General features: G+C 38.8%; 28 protein-coding genes. 19 read left to right on the top strand and 9 right to left on the bottom strand.

Translation table 11 applies throughout. The features are described from left to right. The first annotated feature begins 32 nt into the window (after positions 1-32). From CEQ21_RS10740 to CEQ21_RS10710, 7 genes are all read left to right on the top strand, one after another. Positions 33-383 carry a lmo0954 family membrane protein gene (locus tag CEQ21_RS10740; protein ID WP_185764597.1) on the top strand — a complete coding sequence of 117 codons (351 nt, stop codon included), beginning with the start codon at positions 33-35 and terminating at the stop codon, positions 381-383. A gap of 20 nt (positions 384-403) precedes the next feature. Then, positions 404-1051 carry a PspA/IM30 family protein gene (locus CEQ21_RS10735; RefSeq protein ID WP_185764596.1) on the top strand — a complete coding sequence of 216 codons (648 nt, stop codon included), beginning with the start codon at positions 404-406 and terminating at the stop codon, positions 1049-1051. A 116-nt stretch (positions 1052-1167) separates the two neighbouring features. Next, positions 1168-1908 carry a cell wall-active antibiotics response protein LiaF gene (gene liaF / locus CEQ21_RS10730; protein ID WP_185764595.1) on the top strand — a complete coding sequence of 247 codons (741 nt, stop codon included), beginning with the start codon at positions 1168-1170 and terminating at the stop codon, positions 1906-1908. Further along, the gene (locus CEQ21_RS10725; protein ID WP_185764594.1) at positions 1905-2951 is read left to right on the top strand and encodes a sensor histidine kinase; all 1047 of its coding nucleotides are present in this window, start codon (positions 1905-1907) and stop codon (positions 2949-2951) included. Before liaF ends, CEQ21_RS10725 begins: the two co-directional genes overlap by 4 nt. Further along, entirely contained in the window at positions 2948-3580 is a 633-nt protein-coding gene (locus CEQ21_RS10720) for a response regulator (RefSeq protein WP_185764593.1), read from the top strand. The genes CEQ21_RS10725 and CEQ21_RS10720 overlap by 4 nt, the downstream gene beginning before the upstream one ends. 196 nt (positions 3581-3776) lie before the next feature. Continuing rightward, positions 3777-5105 (top strand): polysaccharide biosynthesis protein, encoded by a 1329-nt coding sequence (locus tag CEQ21_RS10715; protein ID WP_185764592.1) that lies wholly within the window; start codon positions 3777-3779, stop codon positions 5103-5105. Between the two features lie 87 nt (positions 5106-5192). Beyond that, on the top strand, positions 5193-5744 hold the full coding sequence (locus CEQ21_RS10710) for an RNA polymerase sigma factor (protein WP_185764591.1): 552 nt from the start codon (positions 5193-5195) through the stop codon (positions 5742-5744). Between the two features lie 17 nt (positions 5745-5761). Here the strand turns inward: CEQ21_RS10710 and CEQ21_RS10705 are convergent, their stop codons facing one another. Beyond that, positions 5762-5998, bottom strand: coding sequence for a hypothetical protein (locus tag CEQ21_RS10705; RefSeq protein ID WP_185764590.1), 237 nt, complete (start codon positions 5996-5998; stop codon positions 5762-5764). Between the two features lie 150 nt (positions 5999-6148). Here CEQ21_RS10705 and CEQ21_RS10700 point away from each other — a divergent pair, with 150 nt between their 5' ends. Both CEQ21_RS10700 and CEQ21_RS10695 read left to right on the top strand, forming a co-directional pair. Next, positions 6149-7084 carry a magnesium transporter CorA family protein gene (locus CEQ21_RS10700; RefSeq protein ID WP_185764589.1) on the top strand — a complete coding sequence of 312 codons (936 nt, stop codon included), beginning with the start codon at positions 6149-6151 and terminating at the stop codon, positions 7082-7084. An 84-nt stretch (positions 7085-7168) separates the two neighbouring features. Next, positions 7169-7672 (top strand): acyl-CoA thioesterase, encoded by a 504-nt coding sequence (locus tag CEQ21_RS10695; protein ID WP_144456121.1) that lies wholly within the window; start codon positions 7169-7171, stop codon positions 7670-7672. Between the two features lie 142 nt (positions 7673-7814). Here CEQ21_RS10695 and CEQ21_RS10690 read toward each other — a convergent pair whose 3' ends face one another. Next, positions 7815-8723 (bottom strand): DMT family transporter, encoded by a 909-nt coding sequence (locus CEQ21_RS10690; RefSeq protein WP_144456119.1) that lies wholly within the window; start codon positions 8721-8723, stop codon positions 7815-7817. Positions 8724-8831: 108 nt separating this feature from the next. On the opposite strand from CEQ21_RS10690, the gene CEQ21_RS10685 reads away from it, so the two are divergent. Together CEQ21_RS10685 and CEQ21_RS10680 are read left to right on the top strand one after the other, a co-directional pair. Next, complete coding sequence (locus tag CEQ21_RS10685; RefSeq protein ID WP_235907238.1) at positions 8832-10256, top strand: aminotransferase-like domain-containing protein; 1425 nt, start codon at positions 8832-8834, stop codon at positions 10254-10256. 13 nt (positions 10257-10269) lie between these two features. After that, positions 10270-10545, top strand: coding sequence for a hypothetical protein (locus CEQ21_RS10680; protein WP_185764588.1), 276 nt, complete (start codon positions 10270-10272; stop codon positions 10543-10545). 34 nt (positions 10546-10579) lie between these two features. On the opposite strand, the gene CEQ21_RS10675 is transcribed toward CEQ21_RS10680, so the two are convergent. The 3 genes from CEQ21_RS10675 to CEQ21_RS10665 all read right to left on the bottom strand — a co-directional run bounded on the left by CEQ21_RS10675 (position 10580) and on the right by CEQ21_RS10665 (position 12009). After that, a complete protein-coding gene (locus tag CEQ21_RS10675; RefSeq protein WP_127740103.1) occupies positions 10580-11218 on the bottom strand; it encodes a Bax inhibitor-1/YccA family protein in 639 nt (212 codons plus the stop codon). Between the two features lie 67 nt (positions 11219-11285). Next, the gene (mscL, locus tag CEQ21_RS10670; RefSeq protein WP_185764587.1) at positions 11286-11687 is read right to left on the bottom strand and encodes a large conductance mechanosensitive channel protein MscL; all 402 of its coding nucleotides are present in this window, start codon (positions 11685-11687) and stop codon (positions 11286-11288) included. A gap of 52 nt (positions 11688-11739) precedes the next feature. After that, positions 11740-12009, bottom strand: coding sequence for an acylphosphatase (locus CEQ21_RS10665; protein WP_185764586.1), 270 nt, complete (start codon positions 12007-12009; stop codon positions 11740-11742). 231 nt (positions 12010-12240) lie between these two features. On the opposite strand from CEQ21_RS10665, the gene CEQ21_RS10660 reads away from it, so the two are divergent. Continuing rightward, on the top strand, positions 12241-13362 hold the full coding sequence (locus CEQ21_RS10660) for a DUF4309 domain-containing protein (protein WP_185764585.1): 1122 nt from the start codon (positions 12241-12243) through the stop codon (positions 13360-13362). 48 nt (positions 13363-13410) lie between these two features. Here the strand turns inward: CEQ21_RS10660 and CEQ21_RS10655 are convergent, their stop codons facing one another. Then, on the bottom strand, positions 13411-14643 hold the full coding sequence (locus CEQ21_RS10655; protein ID WP_185764584.1) for an aminopeptidase: 1233 nt from the start codon (positions 14641-14643) through the stop codon (positions 13411-13413). Positions 14644-14950: 307 nt separating this feature from the next. On the opposite strand from CEQ21_RS10655, the gene pgmB reads away from it, so the two are divergent. Then, on the top strand, positions 14951-15619 hold the full coding sequence (gene pgmB, locus CEQ21_RS10650) for a beta-phosphoglucomutase (protein WP_185764583.1): 669 nt from the start codon (positions 14951-14953) through the stop codon (positions 15617-15619). 33 nt (positions 15620-15652) lie between these two features. Here the strand turns inward: pgmB and CEQ21_RS10645 are convergent, their stop codons facing one another. Further along, on the bottom strand, positions 15653-16090 hold the full coding sequence (locus tag CEQ21_RS10645) for a MerR family transcriptional regulator (RefSeq protein WP_185764582.1): 438 nt from the start codon (positions 16088-16090) through the stop codon (positions 15653-15655). Positions 16091-16282: 192 nt separating this feature from the next. Between CEQ21_RS10645 and CEQ21_RS10640 the strand changes: the two genes are divergently transcribed. After that, a complete protein-coding gene (locus tag CEQ21_RS10640) occupies positions 16283-17473 on the top strand; it encodes an MFS transporter (RefSeq protein ID WP_185764581.1) in 1191 nt (396 codons plus the stop codon). Positions 17474-17501: 28 nt separating this feature from the next. On the opposite strand, the gene CEQ21_RS10635 is transcribed toward CEQ21_RS10640, so the two are convergent. Both CEQ21_RS10635 and CEQ21_RS10630 read right to left on the bottom strand, forming a co-directional pair. Next, positions 17502-19592: a DNA topoisomerase III gene (locus CEQ21_RS10635; protein WP_185764580.1), complete on the bottom strand. Its 2091-nt coding sequence runs from the start codon at positions 19590-19592 to the stop codon at positions 17502-17504. Between the two features lie 156 nt (positions 19593-19748). After that, entirely contained in the window at positions 19749-19904 is a 156-nt protein-coding gene (locus CEQ21_RS10630; RefSeq protein ID WP_164849731.1) for a hypothetical protein, read from the bottom strand. A gap of 151 nt (positions 19905-20055) precedes the next feature. Here CEQ21_RS10630 and CEQ21_RS10625 point away from each other — a divergent pair, with 151 nt between their 5' ends. The 5 genes from CEQ21_RS10625 (at position 20056) to CEQ21_RS10605 (ending at position 24704) form a co-directional block, all read left to right on the top strand. Then, complete coding sequence (locus CEQ21_RS10625; RefSeq protein ID WP_185764579.1) at positions 20056-20433, top strand: DnaJ family domain-containing protein; 378 nt, start codon at positions 20056-20058, stop codon at positions 20431-20433. Between the two features lie 504 nt (positions 20434-20937). Beyond that, entirely contained in the window at positions 20938-21738 is an 801-nt protein-coding gene (motA, locus tag CEQ21_RS10620; protein ID WP_127740082.1) for a flagellar motor stator protein MotA, read from the top strand. After that, entirely contained in the window at positions 21731-22552 is an 822-nt protein-coding gene (gene motB, locus CEQ21_RS10615) for a flagellar motor protein MotB (RefSeq protein ID WP_185764578.1), read from the top strand. The genes motA and motB overlap by 8 nt, the downstream gene beginning before the upstream one ends. 122 nt (positions 22553-22674) lie before the next feature. Then, positions 22675-23772, top strand: coding sequence for a carbohydrate kinase (locus CEQ21_RS10610; RefSeq protein ID WP_185764577.1), 1098 nt, complete (start codon positions 22675-22677; stop codon positions 23770-23772). 17 nt (positions 23773-23789) lie between these two features. Beyond that, positions 23790-24704 (top strand): pseudouridine-5'-phosphate glycosidase, encoded by a 915-nt coding sequence (locus CEQ21_RS10605; protein WP_185764576.1) that lies wholly within the window; start codon positions 23790-23792, stop codon positions 24702-24704. Positions 24705-24783: the final 79 nt, after the last annotated feature.

The following is a 24783-nucleotide window of genomic DNA, read 5'->3' as shown; positions in this document are numbered from 1 at the left end:
TGATAGGAGTATAAGAAAGGAGAGATTGATTGATGAAAAAAGTTGGTTTATTTCTTATAGGAGCGACGGCGGCAATTGTTCTGCTGTCACATTTAGGTCCTTTAGTAGGATTAGTTATTAGCGGAGTATTGCTGTACCTTGTGTTCAAGCAATTTATGAAGGCAGGTACAACTGGAGCAAAAATAGGCTGGGGTGCTTTAGGTATCGTGTTACTGTGCATCACAGCAAGCAACCTTCCAGCAATTATTGCCCTTGTTGCAGCATATGTCCTGTTGTTAGTGTTTAAGAAGTGGAAAAAATCAGGCGCAGTTACACAGAAATCAAACTCAGATGATCCGTTCCAGAATTTTGAAAAGCAATGGTCTGAACTAAATAAAAACTAAACAGAAAAGAGGAAAAAATTATGGCAAACCTATTAGAAAGAATTAAAAATGCAGTAATGGCAGATATAAACGAAGTGCTCGACAAAAAGGAAAACAAAAATCCCCTAACGCTTCTTAACCAATATTTAAGAGAATGTGAAAAAGAAACAGAAAAAGTAAAAGAGCTTGTGAAACGACAATACGTACTAAAAGAAGCATTCACAAAAGAGCTTAAAGAGGCTGAGGAGCTTGCAGCAAAACGTAAAAAGCAAGCAGAAATTGCTTCACAGGCTGGCGAAGAGGAATTGTTCTCTTTTGCACAGACAGAACAACATCATTATGAGGAAAGAATTGTCCGTTTAACGGAATCACTGAAAATCACTGATAAGCAGACAAGTGAGCTAGAAGCAAAATATGCAGAAATGAAGCACAAACTGAAGGATATGAATATTCGTCGTCTTGAGCTGATGGGGAAGGAAAACATGACTAGAGCTTCTTACACAATGAATAAAATTACCGATAAACAAGGAAATTCTGCAGGAACAGCTAAGTTCGACGAAATGGAAACATATATTGACGGTCTGGAGAAAAAGATAACAAACAAGTACTATCAGCATACAATTGATGAAAAAATAGCTGCTTTAGAAAAAAAGATTGAGGAAAAGAAAGATGAAACTTTCACTTCCTGAAAAAAATGATATTCTTAAAAGGCGTAGGTTTTTTATACGCCTTTCCGAGTGTGGATAATATACTATTATCAATAGCCGGAAGAGCGTAGCAAGCATGAATGGAAGGAGGAATTCCGTTGTTTCAGAGAATAAAGAAAGACTTTGCAGGTTGGATTGTCATCATCGCTGGATTCCTGCTTCTATTAGAGATTTTTGTTTTACACCCAGGGCTGATTTTTTCCTTTGTAGTTTCGATTGGATTAATGTATTACGGTAAAAAGGGAAGAAAAAGGAAAATAGGAAAGCTGATGTTTTGGGCTGGCTTGCTTATACTTTTAATCAGTGTTCTAAATATGTTTACAGTTAAATTCCTGCTGTTTAGTCTTCTTTTTTACTGGTTTGTGCAGTATATCCAGAAAAAGAACAATAAAGAAGTAATCAAGCCGATCATCAAGCATAAGGAAGCAGTAGATGATGATGATGAAGTCATTATTAAAAAGGAGCCAATGTTTCGCAATCGCCTGTTTCATCGGAATGAGACACCTGATCATGTTTATGAATGGAAGGATATCAATATTCAAACAGGTGCAAGCGACACAATCATCGATCTAAGCTATACCGTTTTACCGCAAGGGGAGACAGTAATAGCAGTACGAAATTTAGTCGGCAATGTCAAGATATACATTCCTTATGATTTAGAGGTCAGTGTCAACCATTCTGTCCTGCTCGGTTCTGCGTATATATTTGATGAAGAAAATGCGGTCAATGCATTCAATATGAATATTATGAGAAGCAGCACTGGCTTTGACCAGGCTGAGACAAGAGTGAAGATTATCACCTCTTTCCTTGTAGGAAATCTTGAGGTGAAAAGAATATGAGCATAATTCAAAGGCAAATCTTATGGGGAATGAGTATTGCATTAATTCTGCTTCTGTTCACATCTGGTGCCTTCCTGCTTGTGTTTCCACTAGATAGCTGGAATGATATTTGGGAAAAGCAAGTCCTTGATATCCCATTTGTTTTATTTCTGGTAAGTGCGGATGTGGCAATAGGTCTTTTTTTTGGTGTTATGAGCGGGTATTCGTGGAGGAAGCAGTTTAATGCACTTGATGGAATCATTCACAGCGGAGACAAAAATAAGGAATTGGAACGAGAGAGCTCTGGCTTTTATGAGGAAATACATTCTTTAGGGGCAAAAATAACGAATGTACAAAACAAACTTAAGGAACAGATTCGCCTATCACAAAAGCTTGTGACAGAGCAAGCAGAGGATCAGCATACTAGAGTGCAAGCTGTCATTGCTGATGAACGGAATCGGCTGGCAAGAGAGCTTCACGATTCTGTCAGTCAGCAGCTTTTTGCTGCATCCATGCTATTATCTGCAATCAATGAAAGAAGGCAACCAGAAGGCGATCCGATTGAGTCAAAGCAGTTAAAGTTAGTTGAAGAGACGATCCACCAGTCACAGCTTGAAATGAGAGCATTGCTGCTGCACTTGAGACCTGCAGCTCTTAAGGATAAAACGTTAAAAGAAGGAATAATGGAGCTTTTATCAGAGCTTGTCCATAAAGTAGAAATGAAAATCACATGGAAGCTAGAGGAATTTAGTTTAGATAAAGGGATTGAAGACCATTTATTCCGTATACTGCAGGAATCTGTATCAAATACTCTTAGGCATGCAAAAGCAAGTAAGTTTGATGTGCAGCTTTTACATAGAGAACAATATATTATCTTAAGGGTCATGGATGATGGGATTGGATTCGATGTGGAAGAAAGCAAAACCGGCTCATATGGACTGCAGAATATGCAGGAGCGGGCAGCGGAAATTGGCGGTCAGCTGAAAATTGTCAGTCTGCAGCAAAAAGGGACACGGCTTGAAGTGAAGGTGCCAATGATTTTAGATGTGGAGGCGAAAGCATGATTAGAGTTTTGTTTGTTGATGATCACGAGATGGTGCGGATAGGCGTGTCCTCCTATTTATCGGCACAGTCGGATATTGAAGTCGTCGGTGAAGCTGACAATGGAAAAACGGCAATTGATATGGCTTTAGAATTGCGTCCTGATATCATTTTAATGGATTTGGTCATGAATGAAATGGATGGAATTGAAGCAACAAAGCATATTGTGGAAGCCTGGCCAGAAGCGAAAATTATTATTGTAACGAGCTTTCTGGATGATGAGAAGGTATATCCAGCATTGCAGGCAGGAGCGACCAGTTATATGCTGAAAACGTCAAAGGCAAGTGAAATAGCAGAGGCAGTCCGTTCTACCTTTAATGGTCAGATTGTTCTCGAACCAGAGGTCACTGATAAAATGATGATGAAAATGAGAGAGAAGCCGCAAATCTTGCTTCATGACGAACTAACAGCAAGAGAGATGGAAATACTGCTGCTAATGGCTGAAGGGAAAAGCAACCAGGAAATTGCTGATGTTTTGTTTATTGCCATAAAAACAGTCAAAACACATGTTAGTAATATTTTAAGCAAACTACAAGTGCAGGACAGGACCCAGGCTGTTATTTATGCATTTAAATATCGGCTTGTTGAATAGAAGCATCCGCAGGGAAATCTTGCGGATTTTTTTTATTTCAATTGATATAAAGCCTTGTCGTTATTGGGTTTGTCCTATTTAAACAAACGTTTGATTAACATCAATTTAAAACAAATAAATATATTTTTATAACTTGTCTCATATGATGGTTTAAAAGCAAAAGAAAATAATCTATTTTTTTTGTAAGGAGAGATCGATGAGCTCATTTTATAAGGGTACGCTTTTATTGATTGTTACGGCGTTTTTTGGTGAATGTATTGAGTTTTTGATTAACATGGTTATGGCGCGGGAATTGGGGGAACAGGGACTTGGACTTTTCATGACAGTTCTGCCAACAATATTCCTTATTGTGCTGCTGGCGAGCTTTGAGCTTCCTGTCTCTATTTCGAAGTTTATTGCTGAAAAGGATTCAGTCTATCATCACAGTATGCTTCAACAAGTAATAAAATGGACAATCATCTTTACAATTGTGCTGACGATAGTCGCTGGTTTCGTCATTCCGTTTATTCCAATATTCCAGGACTATCACCCAATCTTAAAATGGCTCGTTCTTTTGCTGCTGCCGGTTATTTCCTTTACGTCGATCGCAAGAGGATTCTTTATGGGCAAACAGCAAATGGGAAAAATAGCAGCATCTAATTTCCTGCGGAAAATTGTCCAACTAGGAATGCTTGTTTTTCTTTTTCAATGGTTTTCCTTTGATTTGGAAACATCTGTCTTAATCGCATTCTGTACCATTGTTGGCAGTGATTTAGTTGTATTTTTGTATTTGCTTCATATGTTTTTCGTTCAGTATCAACGCATTAGAAAAGGTGAAAATGAGCGGATGGGTGGCAAGGCAATTTGGAAGGATCTTTTGTCTGTGTCCATTCCGACGACAGGCTTGCGGATTTTTCATGCTTTGTCCCATGCTATACAGCCCTTTTTAATAAAGGGGGCACTGGTTGCATCGGGTATAACAGCAGCTAATGCGACAGAGCAGTATGGGATGCTTGCAGGGATTGCCTTGACTATCGGCTTTTTTCCGGCATTCATTGCGCATTCCTTTATGACAATGCTTATTCCGACCGTGTCAAAGGCTTATGCTGAAAGGAATTACTTACATTTACAGCATCTGCTTAAGCAAGTGATGCTGATCACTCTTGGGTACGGTTCAGTTGCTATTGCCATTTTTTACTTTTATGCAGAGCCGCTGACAATGAAATTCTTTCACTCATCTCAAGCTGCTTCCATTGTGCAATTATTATGGCCGTATTTCTTCTTGCACTATTTCACGATTCCAATGCAGGCTTTCCTTATTGGCCTCGGACTCTTAAAGGATGCGGTATTCCACTCGGTTTGGGCTACTATTTTTTCGTATACAGCTATCTACTATCTTGGCTCCTTAAGCCATTTACAGATGGGCGGCATAGCAATAGGCATGAATTTAGGCGCTGTCATCCTGGCACTGCTGCATTATTTAACCATTTGCAAAAAAATCGGCTTTTCCATCTGGCTTTCACCAGGCAAACAAGCACATCAATAAAAAAATAAAAAACTTTTAAAAAAAGTGTAGGGGTTTATAGGTGCTGTTTCGTTTATTGTGTAGAAGCGTCCTAGGGGAAGGAGGATAATGATGGAACCCCTAATTAATAACTACACAGGTGATTGTAATGAAGCCTGTTATGAAGAGATAATTAAAGAACATGGAAATGCGATATTTGCTTATATCCTTTCATTGGTCAAACATAAAGAACTAGCCGAAGATATTTATCAGGAAGTACTTATATCTTCCTATCTATCGTTTTCTTCCTTCGAAGATTACAGTAAAGCAAAAAGCTGGTTATATAAAATAGCGATAAATAAATGCCGTGATTATTGGAGAAAAGAAAAGACATCGAAGAAATTCTGGGAGGAAACGGTATATACATATGTACGGGAGACGTCCGTTTCCTTGCCTCCAGAGGATACGATTATAAACAAATGCGCTCATGAAGAAATGATTGATACATTAGAAGAGCTGCCACAAATGTACAAAGAGCCTCTTCTATTATTCTATTATCATAACAATACATTGTTAGAGATTAGCGACAAAACAAAAACGCCCCTTTCAACGGTTAAAACACGCATGAAAAGAGCAAAAGAGCAATTGCGTCCGAAAGTAAATAAGCTGGTCTCCATTTAATGTGGAGACCTTTTTTCTTACTCTGGTCGCTGCTTATTATAGTAGTTTACTGAATACATTGCGCCTTCACTAACCATATTATTGTCATCGATATCTTGCGGATCGGGGTTTCCAGCCTTCATGATAGTTGATTCGTCCTTTTTGGAGTGTAACATCTGAGTGACTCGCTGCATCATTTCTTTTCCTTTTGAGGTAAAGAGAAGATAACTCCCAACGCCTGCACCTACAACCGCCAATGTTCGCATCGTTTTCATAATTCATCCCTCCGAATAGTTTGTCCAATAATTATTGCTTACTTATATTTACCCAAGAGTATTAGCGGAGAAACCTTGCTCAAATACATTTAAGTTTTTTTTTACAGAAATAGGGGAAAATAGAAACAAAAAACGATCGGAGTGGTCTTTTTGAAAAAGCATCACATGGGCGAGTGGATTTGGTATGCACTTGAAAAGATTGAAGAGATCGACCAATTAAAAGCAGACGTGGACATTCCTATTGAAGATTGGCACAAAATTATCAATGAAAAAAAGGGAAACTATTTGGAAATGGATACATCCATAATCGGCAAGGAGTCTTTAAGTGGTTCGCTTATCTATAATCGCAAAATTGAGGAAAGAGGAGATTATGAGCTGTTTTACTTCTACCTATTTGATAAATATCTCATCACATTGGATTATCATGATAACAGCCTGCATCTTAATAAAAGGTCAGATATTATTCAATCTGCCAGCAATTCGATTTCCTCTGTAGATGGGTTTATGGTGATACTTGGCAACATTATGACAGATATTCTTTACCATATTGATACATACGAGGAGAAACTAGATGAGTTGATATGGGACGTAAAAGAGAAAAATAGTACAAAAACCTTAGATAAGATTTATCAGTCAAGGCATGAAATACTTATTTGGAAAAACGTCATGATGCCATTTTTAGAGCTTAAGTTTGCCATTGAGGAAGCCTTTGGGGATGATGTCACAGATGGCAGAGATTATAAGCGCGTTTCTAAACGAATTCAGAGAGGACTTACTTTAGTTGATGAGTATGAAAAAGAATTAAATAATCTCGTCCACTTTGAAGAGGTTGTTTCTCAGCATCGCGGTAATGAAATTATGAAGACATTGACAGTGTTTACAGCCCTTTGTACGCCTATTATGGCACTTGGAGCGTTGTGGGGGATGAACTTTAAATATATGCCTGAGCTCGATTGGAAATTTGGCTATGCCATTTCGCTTGCCTTAATCGTCCTGACTACTGTACTGATTTATGCTTATTTAAAAACAAGGGGCTGGATGGGAGATCTTCTAAAGGCAAAAAAGAAAAATTCTTTTTTTCAATAGCATGAAGCCCAATAGACGGCAAATAGTAAATTACATATAATACTTATAGTAAGTAATCTTAGAAAGCAATCCTAAGGAGGATATATGGTAGGTTCTAAATATTGCAGTGAGTCGCTTGTTGTTAAAACGAGCATTGTTTTCCCCACAGATACGAACACTTATGGCACATTGTTCGGAGGAAAATTAATGGCATATATCGATGATACGGCTGCTATTGCTGCCATGAAACATGCAAGAAAGCATATTGTGACAGCTTCAACTGATTCAGTTGATTTCCTTCATCCAATTCAAGAGGGCAATTCAGTTTGTTTAGAAGCCTTTGTAACCTATACAGGAACCTCCTCTATGGAGGTGTTCGTAAAGGTGACATCTGAAGACTTGCTTTCAGGAGAAAAACATCTTTGTGCTCTCAGCTTTTTGACAATGGTTGCCATAGATGAACACGGCAAACCAACAGCAGTGCCGCAGGTTGTCCCACAAACGGAAGAAGAAATCAGTTTGTTTGAATCAGGTAAAGTTCGTGCCCAGATGAGAAGAAACAGAAAAGCAGAGACACAGGAGCTTGCTCGGAAATATAAGTCCAAGTGAACAGATATCTAGAAGTGTGATTTATAGGAAATGCTGTCGAATAGCTAAATTATTTTCCAGGAAATGATGATATTTCTAGAATCTTGTCTTATCCGTCTTTCTTTGTCTTATTTAGACGAAAGCCCTTGAAAAAATGGCGTCCTCATTTAGAGGATGCCATTTTTTTTATGGACACAAATTGCAGTATCTTTCCAAGGTTTACTAAAATAAGGCTTGATAAAATCAGTAAAACACCAACAAGCATGACCGGATGAACAGCTTCGTTATAAAAAAAGTGACCTATTGTTAACGCGATTAAAGGTGAAACATATAACCACGTCGAAGGAAGAAAGGCATTTGTTTTTGCGACAAGATAGTAATAGATAGTATGGGCAATCATGGACCCTGCTACAGTCAAATAAAGAATCGACAAAAGTCCCGGTATGGTTATATTAGGCGCAGGTTCCCCTGCGAATAGAGATAAAAGCAGCAGAAACAGTCCTCCGTATATCATTTGCACAGCATTCAATGCCATTGGACTTTCCTTTTTAAATGTACTAATCGTTTTCCCAGACCAAATTGAACCTGTTGCATAGCCAAATTGACCAAAAAGGATAATTCCGCACCCGATAATCCAGAAAGTATTCCAAGTGATGGATAGACCCGGAAGAAATAGGAAGAAAACTCCAGCGAATCCTAGTATGATACCGACAATGCTGGCTTTATCAATTCTTACTCCCATAAAGGCAGTTTGGATAAGAATAATGATAATCGGAGCAGAAGCTGACAGCACTGCCGCAATTCCTGAGGAAACAAACTGTTCTGCCCAATAAAGACAAGCAAATGTTATAAATGTTAAGGTAAATCCTGTGAACATCAGCTCTTTGCGCAAAAGAAGCTTCCAAGATGTCTTTCTACGGGCAAGCAGGATGATATACAGAATTGCGCCTGCAGCCAAAAAACGGATTCCTGCAGACAGAAAGGGTGGAAAGCCTTCGTCAACTCCAACCTTGATTGCTAAAAAAGTAGTTCCAAAAATAAAACACATTAAACTATACAAGAAAATGGTCATTATGAAATCCCTCCTGCCGTTATTGTAAAACAGGTAGGACAGACCAGATAATTTCACATAGAACAGATTTAAGGAAATGGTACAATAATGGATAAAGGAGGGATCAATATGGTTATGAAATCTGAACAAACGGCACTTTACAAGCAAGTATATGAATATATGCTAACACGTATCCAAACAGGGGAGTGGCCAAAAGATAAAAGGCTTCCTTCTGTACGAAGCCTTGCCGGGCTTCTTGGTGTTCATCGTTTGACTATCTTGAAGGCATACCAGCTTTTAAAAGAGGAAGGGCATGTTTATGCAAAGGATAAAACAGGCTATTACAGAAAAGATAGTGACCATATAAGCAATATATCAGAGGAGCAGCCAGCAATTCGTTCTTATATTCATAACAGTCATCTCTCCGATATCCATCGTGAGCCAGTCACTTATAAATTTTCAGCATCCGTTGTTGATCCGACATTATTGCCTAATAGGTACCTTTCTCAGCATGCTAAGGAGATTTTTGACAAATATCCGCTTTTGCTTGGAACTTATGCAAATGTTAAAGGTGATGAAGAGCTAATAGCAGGTATGTCAGCCTACTTTCAAAAGTACGACCGTTTATACATACCAGAGGAATCAATAGTAATCACATCTGGAGCACAGCAAGGGATTGATATCATTGCCAAGGTATTTGTTCAAGCACACGATTATGTGCTGATAGAAAGCCCGACTTACAGTGGTGCGGCTGATATATTCGCAAACAGAGGGGCAAAACTTATACCTGTGTCTATAACAGCAGCAGGTTTTTGTCTAGAAGAAGTGGAATACTTTATGAAGAAGTATAAGCCAAAGTTGTTTTACACAAATCCGACATATCAGAATCCTACAGGCTATACTGTGCCAATTGAGCAGCGAAAACAGCTGGCAGAGCTTGCTGAAAAATATCAATGTATCATTCTCGAGGATGATGCCTTCCGTGAAATCTACTTTCACGAAACTCCGCCACCGCCTATTTACTCCTATGATACGGGTGGGTATATTATTTACTTGCGAAGTTTCTGCAAATATATGGCTCCAGGATTAAGAATTTGTGCAATGGTCGCACATCCAAGTCTGATGAAATGGCTGATTAAAGGAAAGGCACTTGCTGATAATGGGACACCACTTCTAAGCCAGAAGGCCTTTTTGTTTTATCTAACATCTGACAGGGTGCGTACACATATGGAAAAGCTGAGAATAGCATTGCAGATAAGGAAGGAAAAGATGGAAGAGGCACTTCGGGACCATTCCTTCCATTGGGATAGCCCTGGAGGCGGGCTAAACCTTTGGGTGCGTATAGACGAGACAATGGATAAAAACAAGCTAAAGGCTATGGCGCTTGCAAACTCTGTCTCTTATGTTCCGGGTCAGATTTGTGACCCTTTAGAACGGGATATTCCATATATAAGGCTCAGCTATTCCTTTCTAAATGAACAAGGCATAAGAAAAGGAATGCACTTACTAACAAGTATTTATGATTCATTATTGACAGACAATATGCATAAATGAGCAGGAGGTAATAATGGCAGAATTGGCTTATTATGTTGTCACAAGAAGGATTGAATTTAATAGGCAGGTCGTCCAAGAGATAAAACAAAGCCTGATTCTTTGCAGTGACAGAATTATGGCTGAGGAAAATGTTTTTCAGTTAGAGATTGTTTATGACATATCTGTAAAAAAAACAAATAACCTTTATCAAATGCTGTACTTGCACACAAATAAAGGAGTTTTCTCGTTTATTATTAAGGATGATCCAGCCGAATTCATTCGCAATGTGAAAGGAAGATTGCTGAAATAACAAATGCTGCCTGAGTGAACAGGCAGCATTTAGGTTAATCTTTACTTGAAAGAATTCCAAAGATTCTTAAGATGTTAATGAACAGGTTCACAAAGTCTAGATACAGGTTTAAAGCCATTAATGGTACCTGCTCTGCTGAAACTCCGTAGTGCTTCATACGGTTAAAGTCAAAAAGTACATATCCGCTGAACACAAGCACTCCGATAAAGGAATAGACAAGCATCGCAGTGGTGCCTAAAGGCCAGAAGATATTAAATATAGAGATCACAATCAAGGCAAGTAATGCTGCCATTAGCATTCCGCCGAGGAAGGAAAGGTCACGTTTTGTTGTCGTTGCATATATTGCAAGTCCAGCAAATACGACTGTTGTTGTTCCTAAAGCCATTATCACGACATTTGCACCAATAGTGGATATATAATGGGAAACGATTGGATATGTCGTTATTCCCGAAATAAACGTAAAGGCATAAAGGAAGGAATAGGACATTGATTTCCCTCTTCTAAGAAAGAAGGCAATAACAAGCATCACAACCTCTAATATTGCTAATGGTAAAAAGAGTGAAGCTGGAATAAAGTTACCTACTAATGTTCCAACAGTTGCAATTCCTAAGGATAAGGCAAATGCTCTTAAGACAGCAGGTAAATGATTTGTGTTAACACTATGCGCGTACATAAAGTCACTCCATTGTTTATATTTTAACCTCTTTACGTATGAAACATAGTTTATGTTTCAAAAAAAATTAATTTTCTTCTTGTCTGACTCGGTCTTTTTTCAGGAGATCTCGGATTTCCATCAATAATTCTTCCTTTGCATCAATGGATGGTGCCTTTTCTTCGACAATTTCTGCTTCTTTTTTCTTTTTGAACTTGGTAATCAGCTTGATAACCATAAAGATAGAAAAGGCGACAATAAAAAAGTCTAATATTGTTTGGATAAATTGTCCATAAAGGACAGTTGCCTTGCCGTAGGTTAATTTAAGGCTTGTTAAATTAACACCCCCAAGGAGAACTCCGACTATCGGCATGATAATATCATTCACAAGGGAGCTGACAATTTTGCTGAATGCCCCGCCAATAATTACACCGATTGCTAGATCGATGACATTGCCTTTGACAGCAAAGGCTTTAAATTCTTTCCACATAAAAAAACTCCTAACTTTAATAACACTAATTTTTGTTGTTCCTAACCAAGAGTCAGTAACGAATGCTGAAGGAGCGAAACGACTCGGCTTGCTGTTCAGTGATTTCCACATTCTGTACTGCGGCAAACCTGTTTCCCTTTTTAATGTCAGCAATAAATACTTCAAGCGTTTCCTTTGGTCCTGAAATGACAGCTTCAACAGAACCGTTGTCTCTGTTTTTGACCCAGCCATGTACATTATATTCCATTGCCTTCATTTGGACGAAGTAGCGAAAGCCGACGCCTTGAACCTTTCCGTTGATGGTAAGATGATATTGAACCATTAAATATCAACCCTTTCCATATATCGTTTTTCTGACCAGAACTAAGTATAGGATAACATAAAAAGGAGCCAGTCCCAAAAGGGCTGCAGCCTTATGCTGATTTTTCCAAATAATATGTAAACGAAAACTGGAAAAACCTTGATTTGTAGAAAGGTAGCCATTTTGTTAATATTAATAAGTACGTTAAAAAAAGATAAGCAAATTACGTGTTTTTATAATCAGGAGAATATAATGAAACTATATATATATATTGGCATACTTATATTGTGTGCTGTTTTGGTTGTCGTGGGGGCAATTCAACTAAGTTCAAAAAAGACCGAAGAGAGTGAGGCTTCGGCGAAACTTGCTGAAACACAGGTAGAGTGGATCATGGAAAATGCAATATCCTCTTTAACACTTAAGGAGGACAATGAAGTATACGAAGCATATTTAGTTGGCGATGAAACAGAAAAATATCCACTTAAAGAGGATAGCTTTCTCGGAGATAAAGATGATTCTATTGTAGAAGGGGAATTTTCCCTTTATTTAACGGCGGAGTCAGACGATGATAAAAAAGAGCTTAAACAAGCGATTAAACTGCGGGAACCGCTCGTATTTAATACTAAAAATAAAAATATTAGCACATATACCGTCAATAAGCATAGTATTATTGCAGTCTATCAAACAAAGGCTAAGGATAATACTGTTGCATCACTGTATGTGATGAAGGACGGAGAGCTTGCGTCCCTTTCTAATAAGGAAATTCCAGTCTTAAAGCGCAAAATCAAAAGTATCCAGCAAAACTATCTGCAGACAGCAGAAAAAAAGAATTCCGATTTGTACGAAGTGACTACATGGACGTTGAGTTCAGAGCGTCTGCAGCTGAAAGAGACGGACACAACCTATATTGATAAAGAAACGGAAATGGAGCAATGGCTTGAGGAGGAAGAATACTACTTGCCATTTAAAAATCTTACTCTCTCAAAAGATGCTTTAACAATTGCGGAGCAGGGGATGCTGTTAGGCAGCCAGTATCCAATTGGTACAAGCATAAGCGAAATTACCAAGTCAAATAAAGAGTATACAGATGCAAAGCAAAGTGATGGAACAATGATGGTAACTTACCCGGAAGTCACATACTACTATGATGATCAGACAAAGCAGGTAACTTCGATTGCGATTCCTGGCATGCGCCTTAAGATAAATATGTCTATTATCAATGAGATATTAGGTAAGCCAAATACATTTTCAGCAAACAAGAATCATGATGGCTACATTGCTATGTATTCTGCTAACCATTATGAAATGAAATTCGTTCTGGACAGCAGCCAGCAATTAGAGCAAATTCAGCTTGTCAAAAAAGACAGTAAATAAAAAAACAACCTTGGCAGACTTATCTCCCAGGGTTGTTTTTGGTTATTCTTAGAAAGCCCAATCTCCATTACGGAAGACTGCTTCTGTTTTTCCATCTGCTGTAATGCCGTCGATATCCATTTTATCAGACCCAATCATGAAGTCGACATGTGTAATACTTTCGTTCAAACCTGCAGCAGCCAATTCTTCGCTGGACATTGTTTTTCCGCCTTTAATGCAGAATGCATACGCGCTTCCAATTGCTAAATGATTCGATGCGTTTTCGTCAAACAATGTATTGTAATAAAGAATATTGGACTCTGAAATAGGCGAGCGATGCGGTACAAGTGCGACTTCACCTAAGTAATGAGAGCCTTCATCTGTTTCAACAAGCTGGCGCAGAATCTCTTCGCCTTGCTCTGCTTTCACATCAACAATTCTGCCGTCTTTAAATGTTACGGAGAAGTTGTCGATGATGTTTCCGCCATAGCTTAATGGCTTTGTGCTTGCAACAGTGCCGTTTACACCAGTTTTGTGAGGTACTGTGAAAACTTCCTCAGTTGGCATATTTGCCATAAATTCAAAGCCTTTTTCATTAATACTTCCAGCACCGCACCATAGATGGTTTTCTGGCAGTTCAATTGTCAAGTCTGTGCCAGGAGCTTTGTAATGCAGCTTTTTATAAGCTTTGTTGTTTAAGTAATCAACTTTTTCATGAAGATTCTTGTCATGCTGCTTCCATGCCTCGATTGGTTGTTCTTGATCCACTCTGGATGCTTTGAAGATAGCGTCCCAAAGAAGGTCAACGCGTGTTTCTTCCGGTTTATTTGCAAATACAGTATTCGCCCATGCAGCAGAAGGGACACCGACAACAGTCCAGCTGACCTTATCTGATTGCACATATTTACGGAAGGTGCTCAATGCTTTTCCAGATGCCTTTTGGAAGTTAGCGATTTTTTCTGTTGCAATGCCTTTAAGTAAATCAGGACTTGATGATAGGACGGACATGAATGCAGCCCCAGCTTTAGCAAGCTCTTCTGTTTCTTTTGCTCTCCATTCCGGATATTCTAAAAATGCCTCAGCGGGCGCAAGCTCGTATTTTGTTCTTGTAACAGTATCGTCTGTCCAGTTCACGACAACATTTTTTGCACCTGCTTCATATGCTTTGCGAACGACTAGGCGGACAAACTCTGCTGCATCGATTGTTGTATTAACTACAAGCGTTTGTTCAGGCTGGATATTAACTCCTACCTTCACTGCAAGTTCTGCGTATTTTTCTAAATTCTGCTGAAATGTACTCATTGCTATTCTCCTTTGCTAAAGAGCGTAATATGTAACGATTGCCTTTTAAGAGCTGATACGATATCTCGCAATTTGCATGCAAGAGTCGTTCTGCTTTATCAATATAATGTCTGATGTGGCAAATCCTTTTATTCATTGTAGCTTGTTTACGTTCATAAATAAACTGATTTGTCATAATAGTAGAAGATTTATTTGCAATAAAGCTATGTTCCGATAATAACTAGCCTTTATTTTTGATTTAGCGAGAGACGGCATCACCTCTAAGTTTTTGCTATAATATATAGATTATTACGTGACGGAGGAAATCATGAAACGAACTTTAAAAGCTGTTATATTTGATTTTGATGGTGTAATTGCAGATACTGTCGAGCATTATTATGAAGCAACAAAAAGAATTGCTGATGAGCTTGGGGTTCCATATACAATAGATGACAACCTTCGCTTTCAAGGGATACCTCGGAAGGTATTGATGGACGAGCTTTCGAACAGATGCAGCAGGGATGTTACAGAGGAAGAGAAGCTGCTGCTAGGAAATAAAAAAGGGGAGTACTATAGGGAGCTTATTGCTGAATTCACAAAAGGAGACATGCTTCCTGGTATGTATGAATTCCTGTTCCATCTGAAAAAATCTGGCATTAAGATGGGGATTGCTTCTTCCAGCTCCAATGCTCCATTTCTGTTGGAGAAATTCGGTATAAAAGATTGGTTTGAGTGCATTGTTGATCCCAAAAAGCTGAAAAACGGAAAGCCAGATCCGGAAATATTCCTAACAGCAGCCGACTGCCTTGGTGTTCCATATGAGAGCTGTGCAGCTGTGGAAGATGGGGAGGCAGGGCTTAAAGGAATAATGGAAACACAAATGTTTTCCGTCAGCATCGGAAATTCCGCTACATTGAAGCAAGCAGAGTGGAATGTACCGAGTACAGATTATTTAACTGTTGAGGAATTGCTCAGCCAGTTTGCAAATAGTAAATAACAGAAAGCCAGCATGAGGAATGCTGGCTTTCTGTTATTTACTGTCTTCTTCGGCCCATCTTTTTAATGCAGCCTCCGCCCGGTTCTTTAATGAGATTATATCCTCCTCGACTTTAAGGATATTTTGCTTTTTTAACTCAATCAGCTTCAGTTGCTCTAATGTCGTTTCTAATATTCTTTCCAGCTTTTCTCTTTGCAGGCTCGTTCCTTTTACTTGCCGATAATCAATTTTCTGCAGCTCCAAAGCATCACTTAAAGCAATGAACTCCTGCAGTTCTTGAAGGGAGAAGCCAAGTACATCCTTTGCGTTGGTGATTTTCTGTAATAGTGTCACATGTTCTTCTGTATATAAACGATAACCCCCATCACTTCTTTCTGGGGAAGGGATAAGTCCTATCTGCTCATAGTAACGAATTGTCCGTTTAGTCAATCCGCTCCTTTTGGCTACATCATCAATTTTCAGAAATTCCATATTGTTGCTCCTTTTAACAATGCTCTAAAAAAGCAGCATGTAATCCAACTAACTCTTATTAACTTTGGCATATTGAAAAGAAAAGAGCAAGCGATTCACCACCAAACATTAACGTTGACGTAAACGTTAATAAGGGTTATACTTTACATGGATTATTAAATCGATTAATTAATAAAAAGAAGGATGATATTAATGAGCAGGGAGACTGTTACTTCATTGGAAACACCAAATAAACAGCCGCTAGTCATTTGGGTAATCTTTTGTGCAACGATTATTTCCTTTATGGGACTGGGGCTTGTTGATCCGATTTTGCCTGCAATTGCTGTGCAGTTGGATGCGACACCAAGTCAGGTATCTTTATTGTTTTCAAGCTATAACTTGATCACAGGGATTGCAATGTTAATCACTGGGGTTGTATCAAGCCGGATTGGGATTAAATGGACACTGCTGACAGGGATTTTATTTACAATCGTATTTGCTGGCTTAGCAGGATCTTCTAATGGTATCTGGCAGATTGTCGGCTTCCGCGGCGGATGGGGCTTAGGAAATGCATTGTTTATTGCAACAGCATTATCAGCTATTGTTGGATTATCAACGGGTGGAACGGCAAAAGCTATTATACTTTATGAAGCAGCAATTGGCTTAGGTATTTCAGTAGGTCCGCTTCTTGGCGGGGAACTTGGCTCGATTTCATGGCGAGGACCATTTTTCGGTGTAAGTATCTTAATGATTATCGCCTTTTTAGCATTATTGCTGAAAATGCCTAAATTAGAAAAGCCAAAGGTGAAAAGCTCTGTTTTAGATCCGATTAAGGCACTTAAATATCCTGGATTATTCCGTTTAGGATTAACGGCCTTTTTATATAATATAGGCTTTTTCACATTGATGGCATACTCTCCTTTTGTGATGGAATTGGATGAACATGGTTTAGGCTACGTCTTTCTAGGCTGGGGCTTATGTCTAGCTGTTACCTCTGTTTTCATTGCGCCAAGACTGCAGGAAAGATTCGGTACGATTAAGTCAATGACTGCCATGCTGATTTTATTTGCTTCAACACTACTCGCAATGGGCATCTGGACAGACAGCAAGGCAGTAATTATTGTTGCAGTTATTGTGGCAGGGCTTTTCTTAGGAACAAACAATACACTTATAACGACAGCAGTTATGGAAGTAGCTCCTGTTGAGAGAGCAACAGCTTCGGCAGCCTACAGCTTTGTTCGCTTTTTTGGTGGAGCAGTTGGACCGTGGCTTGCGAATAAATTGGCAGAGGTATATTCTCCGCATGTGCCATTTATAGTCGGAGCAATTTTTGTATTGCTGGCAATGGCAGCTGTTGCAACAGGCAGAAAGCATCTTCACCATGTAGACCGAATTTCACATTGAAAAAAGCAGACCATTGGTCTGCTTTTTCTTATTTATCGTCCTCTTTATTCATAGCTGCCTTTAATAAATCACCAAGGCTGTTGCCGAAGCCTTCATCCTTCGTGTATTTCTGAACAAGCTTTCGTTCTTCTTTTTTGCTGACTTTTTTCTTGCGATCTTCTGCCTTTTCAACAACATTACAGCTACGGCATTGGAAGTAGGTGCCTGCTTTTCCGTTATGGATTTCCATCTTTTTATGGCATTGCGGACAGCGTTTATTGGAAAGCTTAGGATCCTTCCGTTTGCTGAAATTGCAGTCCATGCTGGAGCAGACAAGAAGCTTGCCGTTTTTGGTGTTCTTTTCTTTCAGGAAAGAGCCGCATTCTGGACATTTAGAACCAGTAAGATTCTGGATTTTGTATGCTTTATCGCTGTTTTTTATTTCAAGAATAAACTGCTTTGTCTGCTGTTTAATTTCCTGCATAAATTTATCTGGATTTGCTTTGCCTTTTGCAATGTCCTCAAGCTTTTGCTCCCATGTCGCTGTCAGCTCAGGCGAAGTCAAGTCATCATTAACCAGTTCAAGAAGCTGTTTCCCTTTTTGAGTTGAGTGGAAGCGGCCGTTTTGTCTTTCAACAACCTCTGTTGTAACAAGGCGCTCAATAATTTCAGCTCTTGTAGCAGGTGTGCCTAAGCCGAACTTCTCCATTTTGCCTAGTATATCCGCTTCACTGTAACGAAGTGGCGGCTCTGTCCATTTTTGCTCACTCTTAACAGAGCTGACGGCGACTTCCTCACCTTGCTTTAAGGAGCTGAGAAGTGTGTTGCTTGTAGCTTTTGTGCCCGTTAAAACTTTAAACCCAGGCTCGATTACATTTGTATCATGAATAACAAAGCTATGTCCGCCAATTGTCAATGTTGTCGCAATAACTTCATATTTATACTTCGGATAAAAGAGTGCTAGAAATCTCTTAACAATTAAATCGTATATTTTCTTTTCATCATTATCCAGCTTATGAAGGAACACAGCCTGTTCTGTTGGAATGATGGCATGGTGATCCGAAACCCTGTCATTATTGAATATATTTGCTGCTTCCATTTTGCCTTTTTTGACAAGCAGCTTTTGTGTTTCTTCCTTGTAAGCTGCTGACACGCTTTGAAGCCTATCGAGCATGGTATCCTTCATATCTGTCGTCAAGTAGCGGGAGTCCGTTCTTGGATATGTCACTAATTTATGCTGTTCATACAGCTTTTGCATAACATTTAATGTCTTTTTAGCAGAAAAGCCGAAAATTTTGTTTGCATCACGCTGAAGCTCTGTCAAATCATATGGAAGAGGGTGATGCTCTGTTTTTTCCTTACGTGTCATGGAAGTGACCATCGCGCGCTCATTTTTCGTGCTGTTAATAATTCCTTCCACTTGTTCTTGAGAAAAAATTCGTTTGTCTCCATTTTTCTCAAACTGTGCGCTTGATTCTCCTATCTTGGCACTGATTGTCCAATATTCCTTCGGTACAAAGGCTTGAATTTGTTTTTCTCTTTCAATAACAAGAGATAAAGTAGGTGTTTGTACTCTTCCGGCAGAAAGGGGATCATTAAACTTAGTCGTTAATGCGCGTGTTACATTTAAGCCGATTAGCCAATCTGCTTGGGCCCGGCATACTGCTGATGCATATAATGAATCAAACTCTTTGCTTGATTTCAATTTACGGAACCCATCGAGAATTGCTTTGTCTGTCTGTGAAGAAATCCATAGTCGCTTCATTGGCTTTTGGAAACGCATTTTATCCAATATCCATCTTGCTACTAGCTCGCCTTCACGCCCGGCATCTGTTGCGATGATACATTCATGAACATCTTTTCTTTTAGCAAGCTGTTCAATTGCTTTATACTGATGGCTTGTTTGCTTCATGACTTTAAGATCCATCTTGTCTGGAATGATTGGTAAGTCGGCTAAATCCCAATTTTTATATTTAGGATCATAATGCTCAGGCATCTTCAATTCAATAAGATGACCTAATGCCCATGTCACGATATATTTGTCTGATTCTATATAGCTTTTCGATGTTTTATTGCATCCGAGGACTCTGGCAATTTCTCTTGCCACACTCGGTTTTTCACAAAGTACGAGTGATTTCATATTTGCTCCTTCCAGCACCTGTTGTATCTTAACAGGCAAATCGCCTGCAGCCTTCAGGTCTTATCAACAATATTATACCATTTGTTGTTCGGGAATGGATAAACGGAGGATAGTTATGGAGAGGAAAGCCGGCAAGTAAGCCGCCTTTCCATGCAGTCATTCTTCTTCTATACGATTTTTAAAAGCTTCTTGTGTCACGATAAATTCTTCATCTTCAGGTGCATCTTCTGCATGTGTATGTTTTCTTACACCTTCTGGGAGTGGACCTGGGTGATGCTTTTTCTTATGTTCGAAATGTTTTCCTCTAGCCATTATTACACCCCTTTCTTACTGTAATAGTGTCCTGATAAAGAAAGATTTCTATTCTTCTAAACGTTATATTTTTAATCGCAAATACGGGTATAAGTGAAGAATTTCCTCCTTTGCTAGGCTATACTTATAAAAAAAGAAAGGATGTGCATTGATGGATTTCTCTTCAATTGTATCGGAAGATAAGATAAAAAGAGCTTATCAAGACGGAGAATTCAATAATCTTCCTGGATTCGGAAAACCCTTGCCTAAAGACAGCTTGGCAGCTGTGCCGCAGGAATTGCGCATGGCCTACCGAATTTTGAAAAATAGCGGACATTCAGTCGAAGAAAATGAAATAAAGCAAGAATTGCTTTCAATCGAGGATCTTATCAAGGCATGCACGGATAAAGCTGAAACAGCAAAATTACAAACCAAATACAATCAGAAGCTAATCCAATTCCACCAAATAATGAAAAAAAGAACAGGGACCAGCCATTCAAAACTATTTGGCAGCTACCAGCAAAAGGTAGAGGATAAATTGAGGAGATAGCCTGGTTATTTAGAAACAATACTTACTCAATCCACCTTTAAAGTGTTTATTCACCGTTAGAAAGATGTTGTGACATAAGAATAAGTCTTAGTTAAAACTGAACTATTTATCGGATATCGATTAATAGTTCAGTTTTTTGTTCTTAGTTTTAAATACTAGTGAGATGGAGCGGAGACACACGACTTCTACTAAGGGAAAGCTAGTCGTCGCACGCAGTGGATGAACTAAATGTAAACCTATACTATATTTGAAATCCCAAGGTAGTTTTAGCTAGCAGAAATAATAATTATTGATGTTTAGAAGGTTATATTTTGCTTTTTTTTCAGCTGTTTTTGTCGTGTTCAAAAAACGTTCACAAAATTCATATAAATAAAAATCAATTTTTTTCTAAAAACTTGCTGAGAAATGTCGAAGAAAAGGAAGAGAAAGTCATCAAAATGTAATAAAACAAAAAAGTAATAGCAATAAAAGATAAAAGAATAAACTGTATGATAGGTGGTTTTTATGGATAAAACATCATTGATTGGTATTATATTAGCAATTATCGCAGTCGGGGTCGGAATGGTCTTTAAAGGGGTAAGCCCTTCTGTTCTTGCAAACCCAGCTGCCCTTTTGATTATCATATTAGGGACTATAGCAGCGGTAGTTATTGCATTCCCTACAAGTGAAATTAAAAAAGTTCCTAAATTATTTGGAGTCATCTTTAAAGAACAAAAGGTTCCAGACACGAAGGAGCTTATCCGCATGTTTTCTGAATGGGCTCAATTAGCACGTAAAGAAGGTTTGTTGGCATTAGAATCAAAAACAGATGAAGTGGAAGACCCGTTTTTGAAAAATGGCTTGTCTATGTCAGTAGATGGTCAAAGTGCTGAATATATTCGTGATGTTCTATCAGAAGAAATTGAAGCGATGGAAGATCGCCATCAGGCTTCTGCATTAATCTTTACTCAAGCAGGAACGTATGCACCGACACTTGGAGTACTTGGAGCTGTTATCGGGCTAATTGCCGCATTAGGTTATATGGACGATTCAGAAGGTCTTGGTCATGCTATCTCAGCAGCATTCGTTGCAACAATGCTTGGTATCTTTACAGGTTACGTATTATGGCATCCATTTGCTAACAAGCTGAAAAGAAAGTCAAAAATCGAGGCAAAACAAAAATACTTGATGATTGAAGGAATCCTGTCTATTTTAGAAGGAGAAGCACCACGTGTTATCGAACAAAAACTAGCATCCTATTTGCCGATATCTGAAAGGAAGAAATTCCTTGAGGAAATGGAAGGCAGCGTGAGCGGAAATGAGTAAGAAAAGAAAGAAAAAGGAGCATCATGAGGAGCATGTTGACGAATCATGGCTTGTTCCATATGCTGACTTACTGACATTATTGCTGGCATTGTTTATCGTTTTATATGCGATGAGCTCTGTTGATCAGAAAAAGTTTGCCGCATTGGCAGAAGTTTTTAATCAGGAATTTCAAGCAGGAACAGGTATCTTTGAATATCCAAGTCCTACTCCTGCTGAAGTAGAAGAAAAGTCCGACTTGGATGAAAACAATAAAACCAAGGGAGACGCATCTCAGGAAGAATCTTCTAAGAGCACAAATGTGTCAGAGGAAGAGCTTTCAGAGGCGCAGCAAAAGCAAGATCAAGAAGAGCTGCAAGGTGTTCAAGATAAATTAGATAGTTATATAGAAAAAAACAACTTAGAAGATAAATTGGAGACTTCCTTAACAGATGAAGGTTTGCTTGTCTCCATAAGAGATAATGTCCTGTTTACATCAGGAAATGCCAATATTAGAGAAAAGGATGAACATTTAGTTTCAGAGATTTCCAATCTTTTAATCATGGACCCGCCGAGAAGCATCATTGTCAGCGGTCATACAGATAATGTACCGATTAAGAATGCGGAGTTCGAATCAAACTGGGATTTAAGTGTCTCCAGAGCGATTAACTTTATGAAGCTGTTATTGCGTAATAATGACAAGCTGAATCCAAGTTCCTTCAGTGCAAAAGGTTATGGTGAATTTAAGCCGATTGCCAGCAATAAAACAGAAAAAGGCAGAGAGAAAAACAGACGTGTTGAAATTTTAATACAGCCAAGAACCGTTTCAGAAGACTAGAAATAGTCTTCTTTTTTTTGTCAAAACCGTATAGTTTCGAAAAATTAGAAAATAATGCTTGTTCTGAAATAAACATAAGTTTATAATTTAAACATAAGTTGTAAAATATGGAGGTGAAAAAAATGAATGAAAAAGAGATTACGATATTGCAGCTGATACAAGAAAATCCGTTCCTAACGCAAAATGAACTTGCCGAAAAAACAGGATTATCAAGATCAGCAGTTGCAGGATATATCTCTGCGTTAACACGTGAAGGGAAACTGCTAGGAAGGGCCTATGTATTACCACAAAAAAGAGAAGTTATTTGCATTGGTGGTGCTAATATAGACAGAAAAATTCAAGTCGAGGAGAAGATTAAGTTCGGAACCTCAAATCCTGCCAGCACGAGTCAATCATGTGGCGGGGTTGCCCGCAATATTGCAGAAAACCTTGGGCGTCTTGGAATGGACAGCTCCCTGTTAACAATGGTGGGGGCAGACCATAGCGGTGATTGGATAATTGACTATACAAAGCTTTACGCTGATATGAAACCAACTCTCGTTTCAGAAGATTATGTTACAGGTACATACACAGCTTTACTTGATGTAGAAGGAGAGATGACAGTCGCTTTGGCCGATATGTCTATATACGACAGTATGACACAAGACATAATCGAAAAGCGCTGGGGTCATATTGCCTCCGCCGAATTAATAATTTTAGATACAAACTTCCCTGCTGACGTTCTTGAGCAAGTTATTGTCAGAAGCAGGAAGGAAAATCTGCAGCTTTGTGTCACACCTGTTTCTTCTCCAAAAGTGAAGAAGCTGCCGAATGACCTAAGGGGAGTAACCTGGCTTATTGCCAATAAGGATGAAGCAGAGGCATTATCTGATATGAGGATTTACGAGGAAGGTGACTTCTTTAAGGCCGCTGAAATCATCATGAAAAAAGGCGTCGAGCGAGTGGTAATAACTCGTGGGGACAAGGGGCTGATTTTCTTTACAAAACTAGGGGAAGCTGGTGTCATTTTGCCCCCTCCTATTGAAATTGAAGACGTAACAGGTGCGGGAGATTCTTTAGTTGCTGGCATAATGTACTCTTATTTAAAAGGGTTGAATACAGAAAACTGCTGCAAAATTGGCATTGCTTGCTCACTGTTGACACTGCAATCACACGAAACAGTTAATCCATTATTAAACCAGAAAAAACTGCAAGATACCTTCAAAAAATACTTTGATTAAAAGGGAGAAATGAATACATGAAAACAAGTTGGCTAGAGTACTCAAATGAGGTATTAGAGGCTAAGAAGAACAACAAGGCGATTGTGGCACTTGAATCAACGATTATTTCTCATGGAATGCCATATCCGCAAAATGTAGAAACGGCGAAAGAAGTTGAAGACATTATCCGTAAAAACGGTGCAGTGCCTGCAACAATTGCCATTATTGATGGGAAAATTAAGATAGGACTTTCTGATGATGAAATTGAATTTTTAGCACAAAGCAATGATATTGAAAAAGCAAGCAGAAGAGATTTGCCATATTTGATTGCAAATAAGAAAAATGGTGCAACTACTGTTGCTGCAACGATGATTTGTGCTGAGCTTGCTGGGATAGAAGTGTTCGTGACAGGCGGAATCGGCGGAGTTCACCGTGAAGCAGAGCGAACAATGGATATTTCTGCAGACTTACAGGAACTGGCTCAAACAAGTGTAGCTGTTGTATGTGCTGGTGCGAAGTCAATCCTTGATATTGGATTAACACTTGAATACTTGGAGACATTCGGTGTGCCTGTTGTTGGATATGGTACAGAAACATTACCTGCCTTCTATACAAGAACAAGTCCATTTAACGTCAACTTCACTGTTGATGAGCCACAATTGGCAGCAGACATGATTCGTACAAAATGGGAGCTTGGCCTTAAAGGCGGAGTGGTAATTGCAAATCCAATCCCTGAAAATGATGCTATGGAAGAGTCATATATTACAAACATCATTGAAACGGCATTAAATGAAGCGAAGGAAAATGGCATTAGCGGTAAGAACGTTACACCTTTCTTGCTTAGCAAAGTGAAGGAACTTACTGAAGGTACAAGCTTAACTGCAAATATTGCATTAGTAAAAAATAATGCTGAAGTAGGCTCAAGGATTGCTGTTGAATTAAACAAAAAGTGATCCGGCATAAGACATATGGTGCTTCCTTTTTTGGTTGATCCATATGTCTTTTTTTAATGGAAGCGAATCCATTAAAAGC

It is taken from the genome of Niallia circulans, assembly GCF_007273535.1.
Lineage (GTDB): Bacteria > Bacillota > Bacilli > Bacillales > Cytobacillaceae > Niallia > Niallia circulans_B.
Note: the sequence above shows the minus strand (reverse complement) of the source record. Positions and strands in the feature narration are given on the sequence as shown.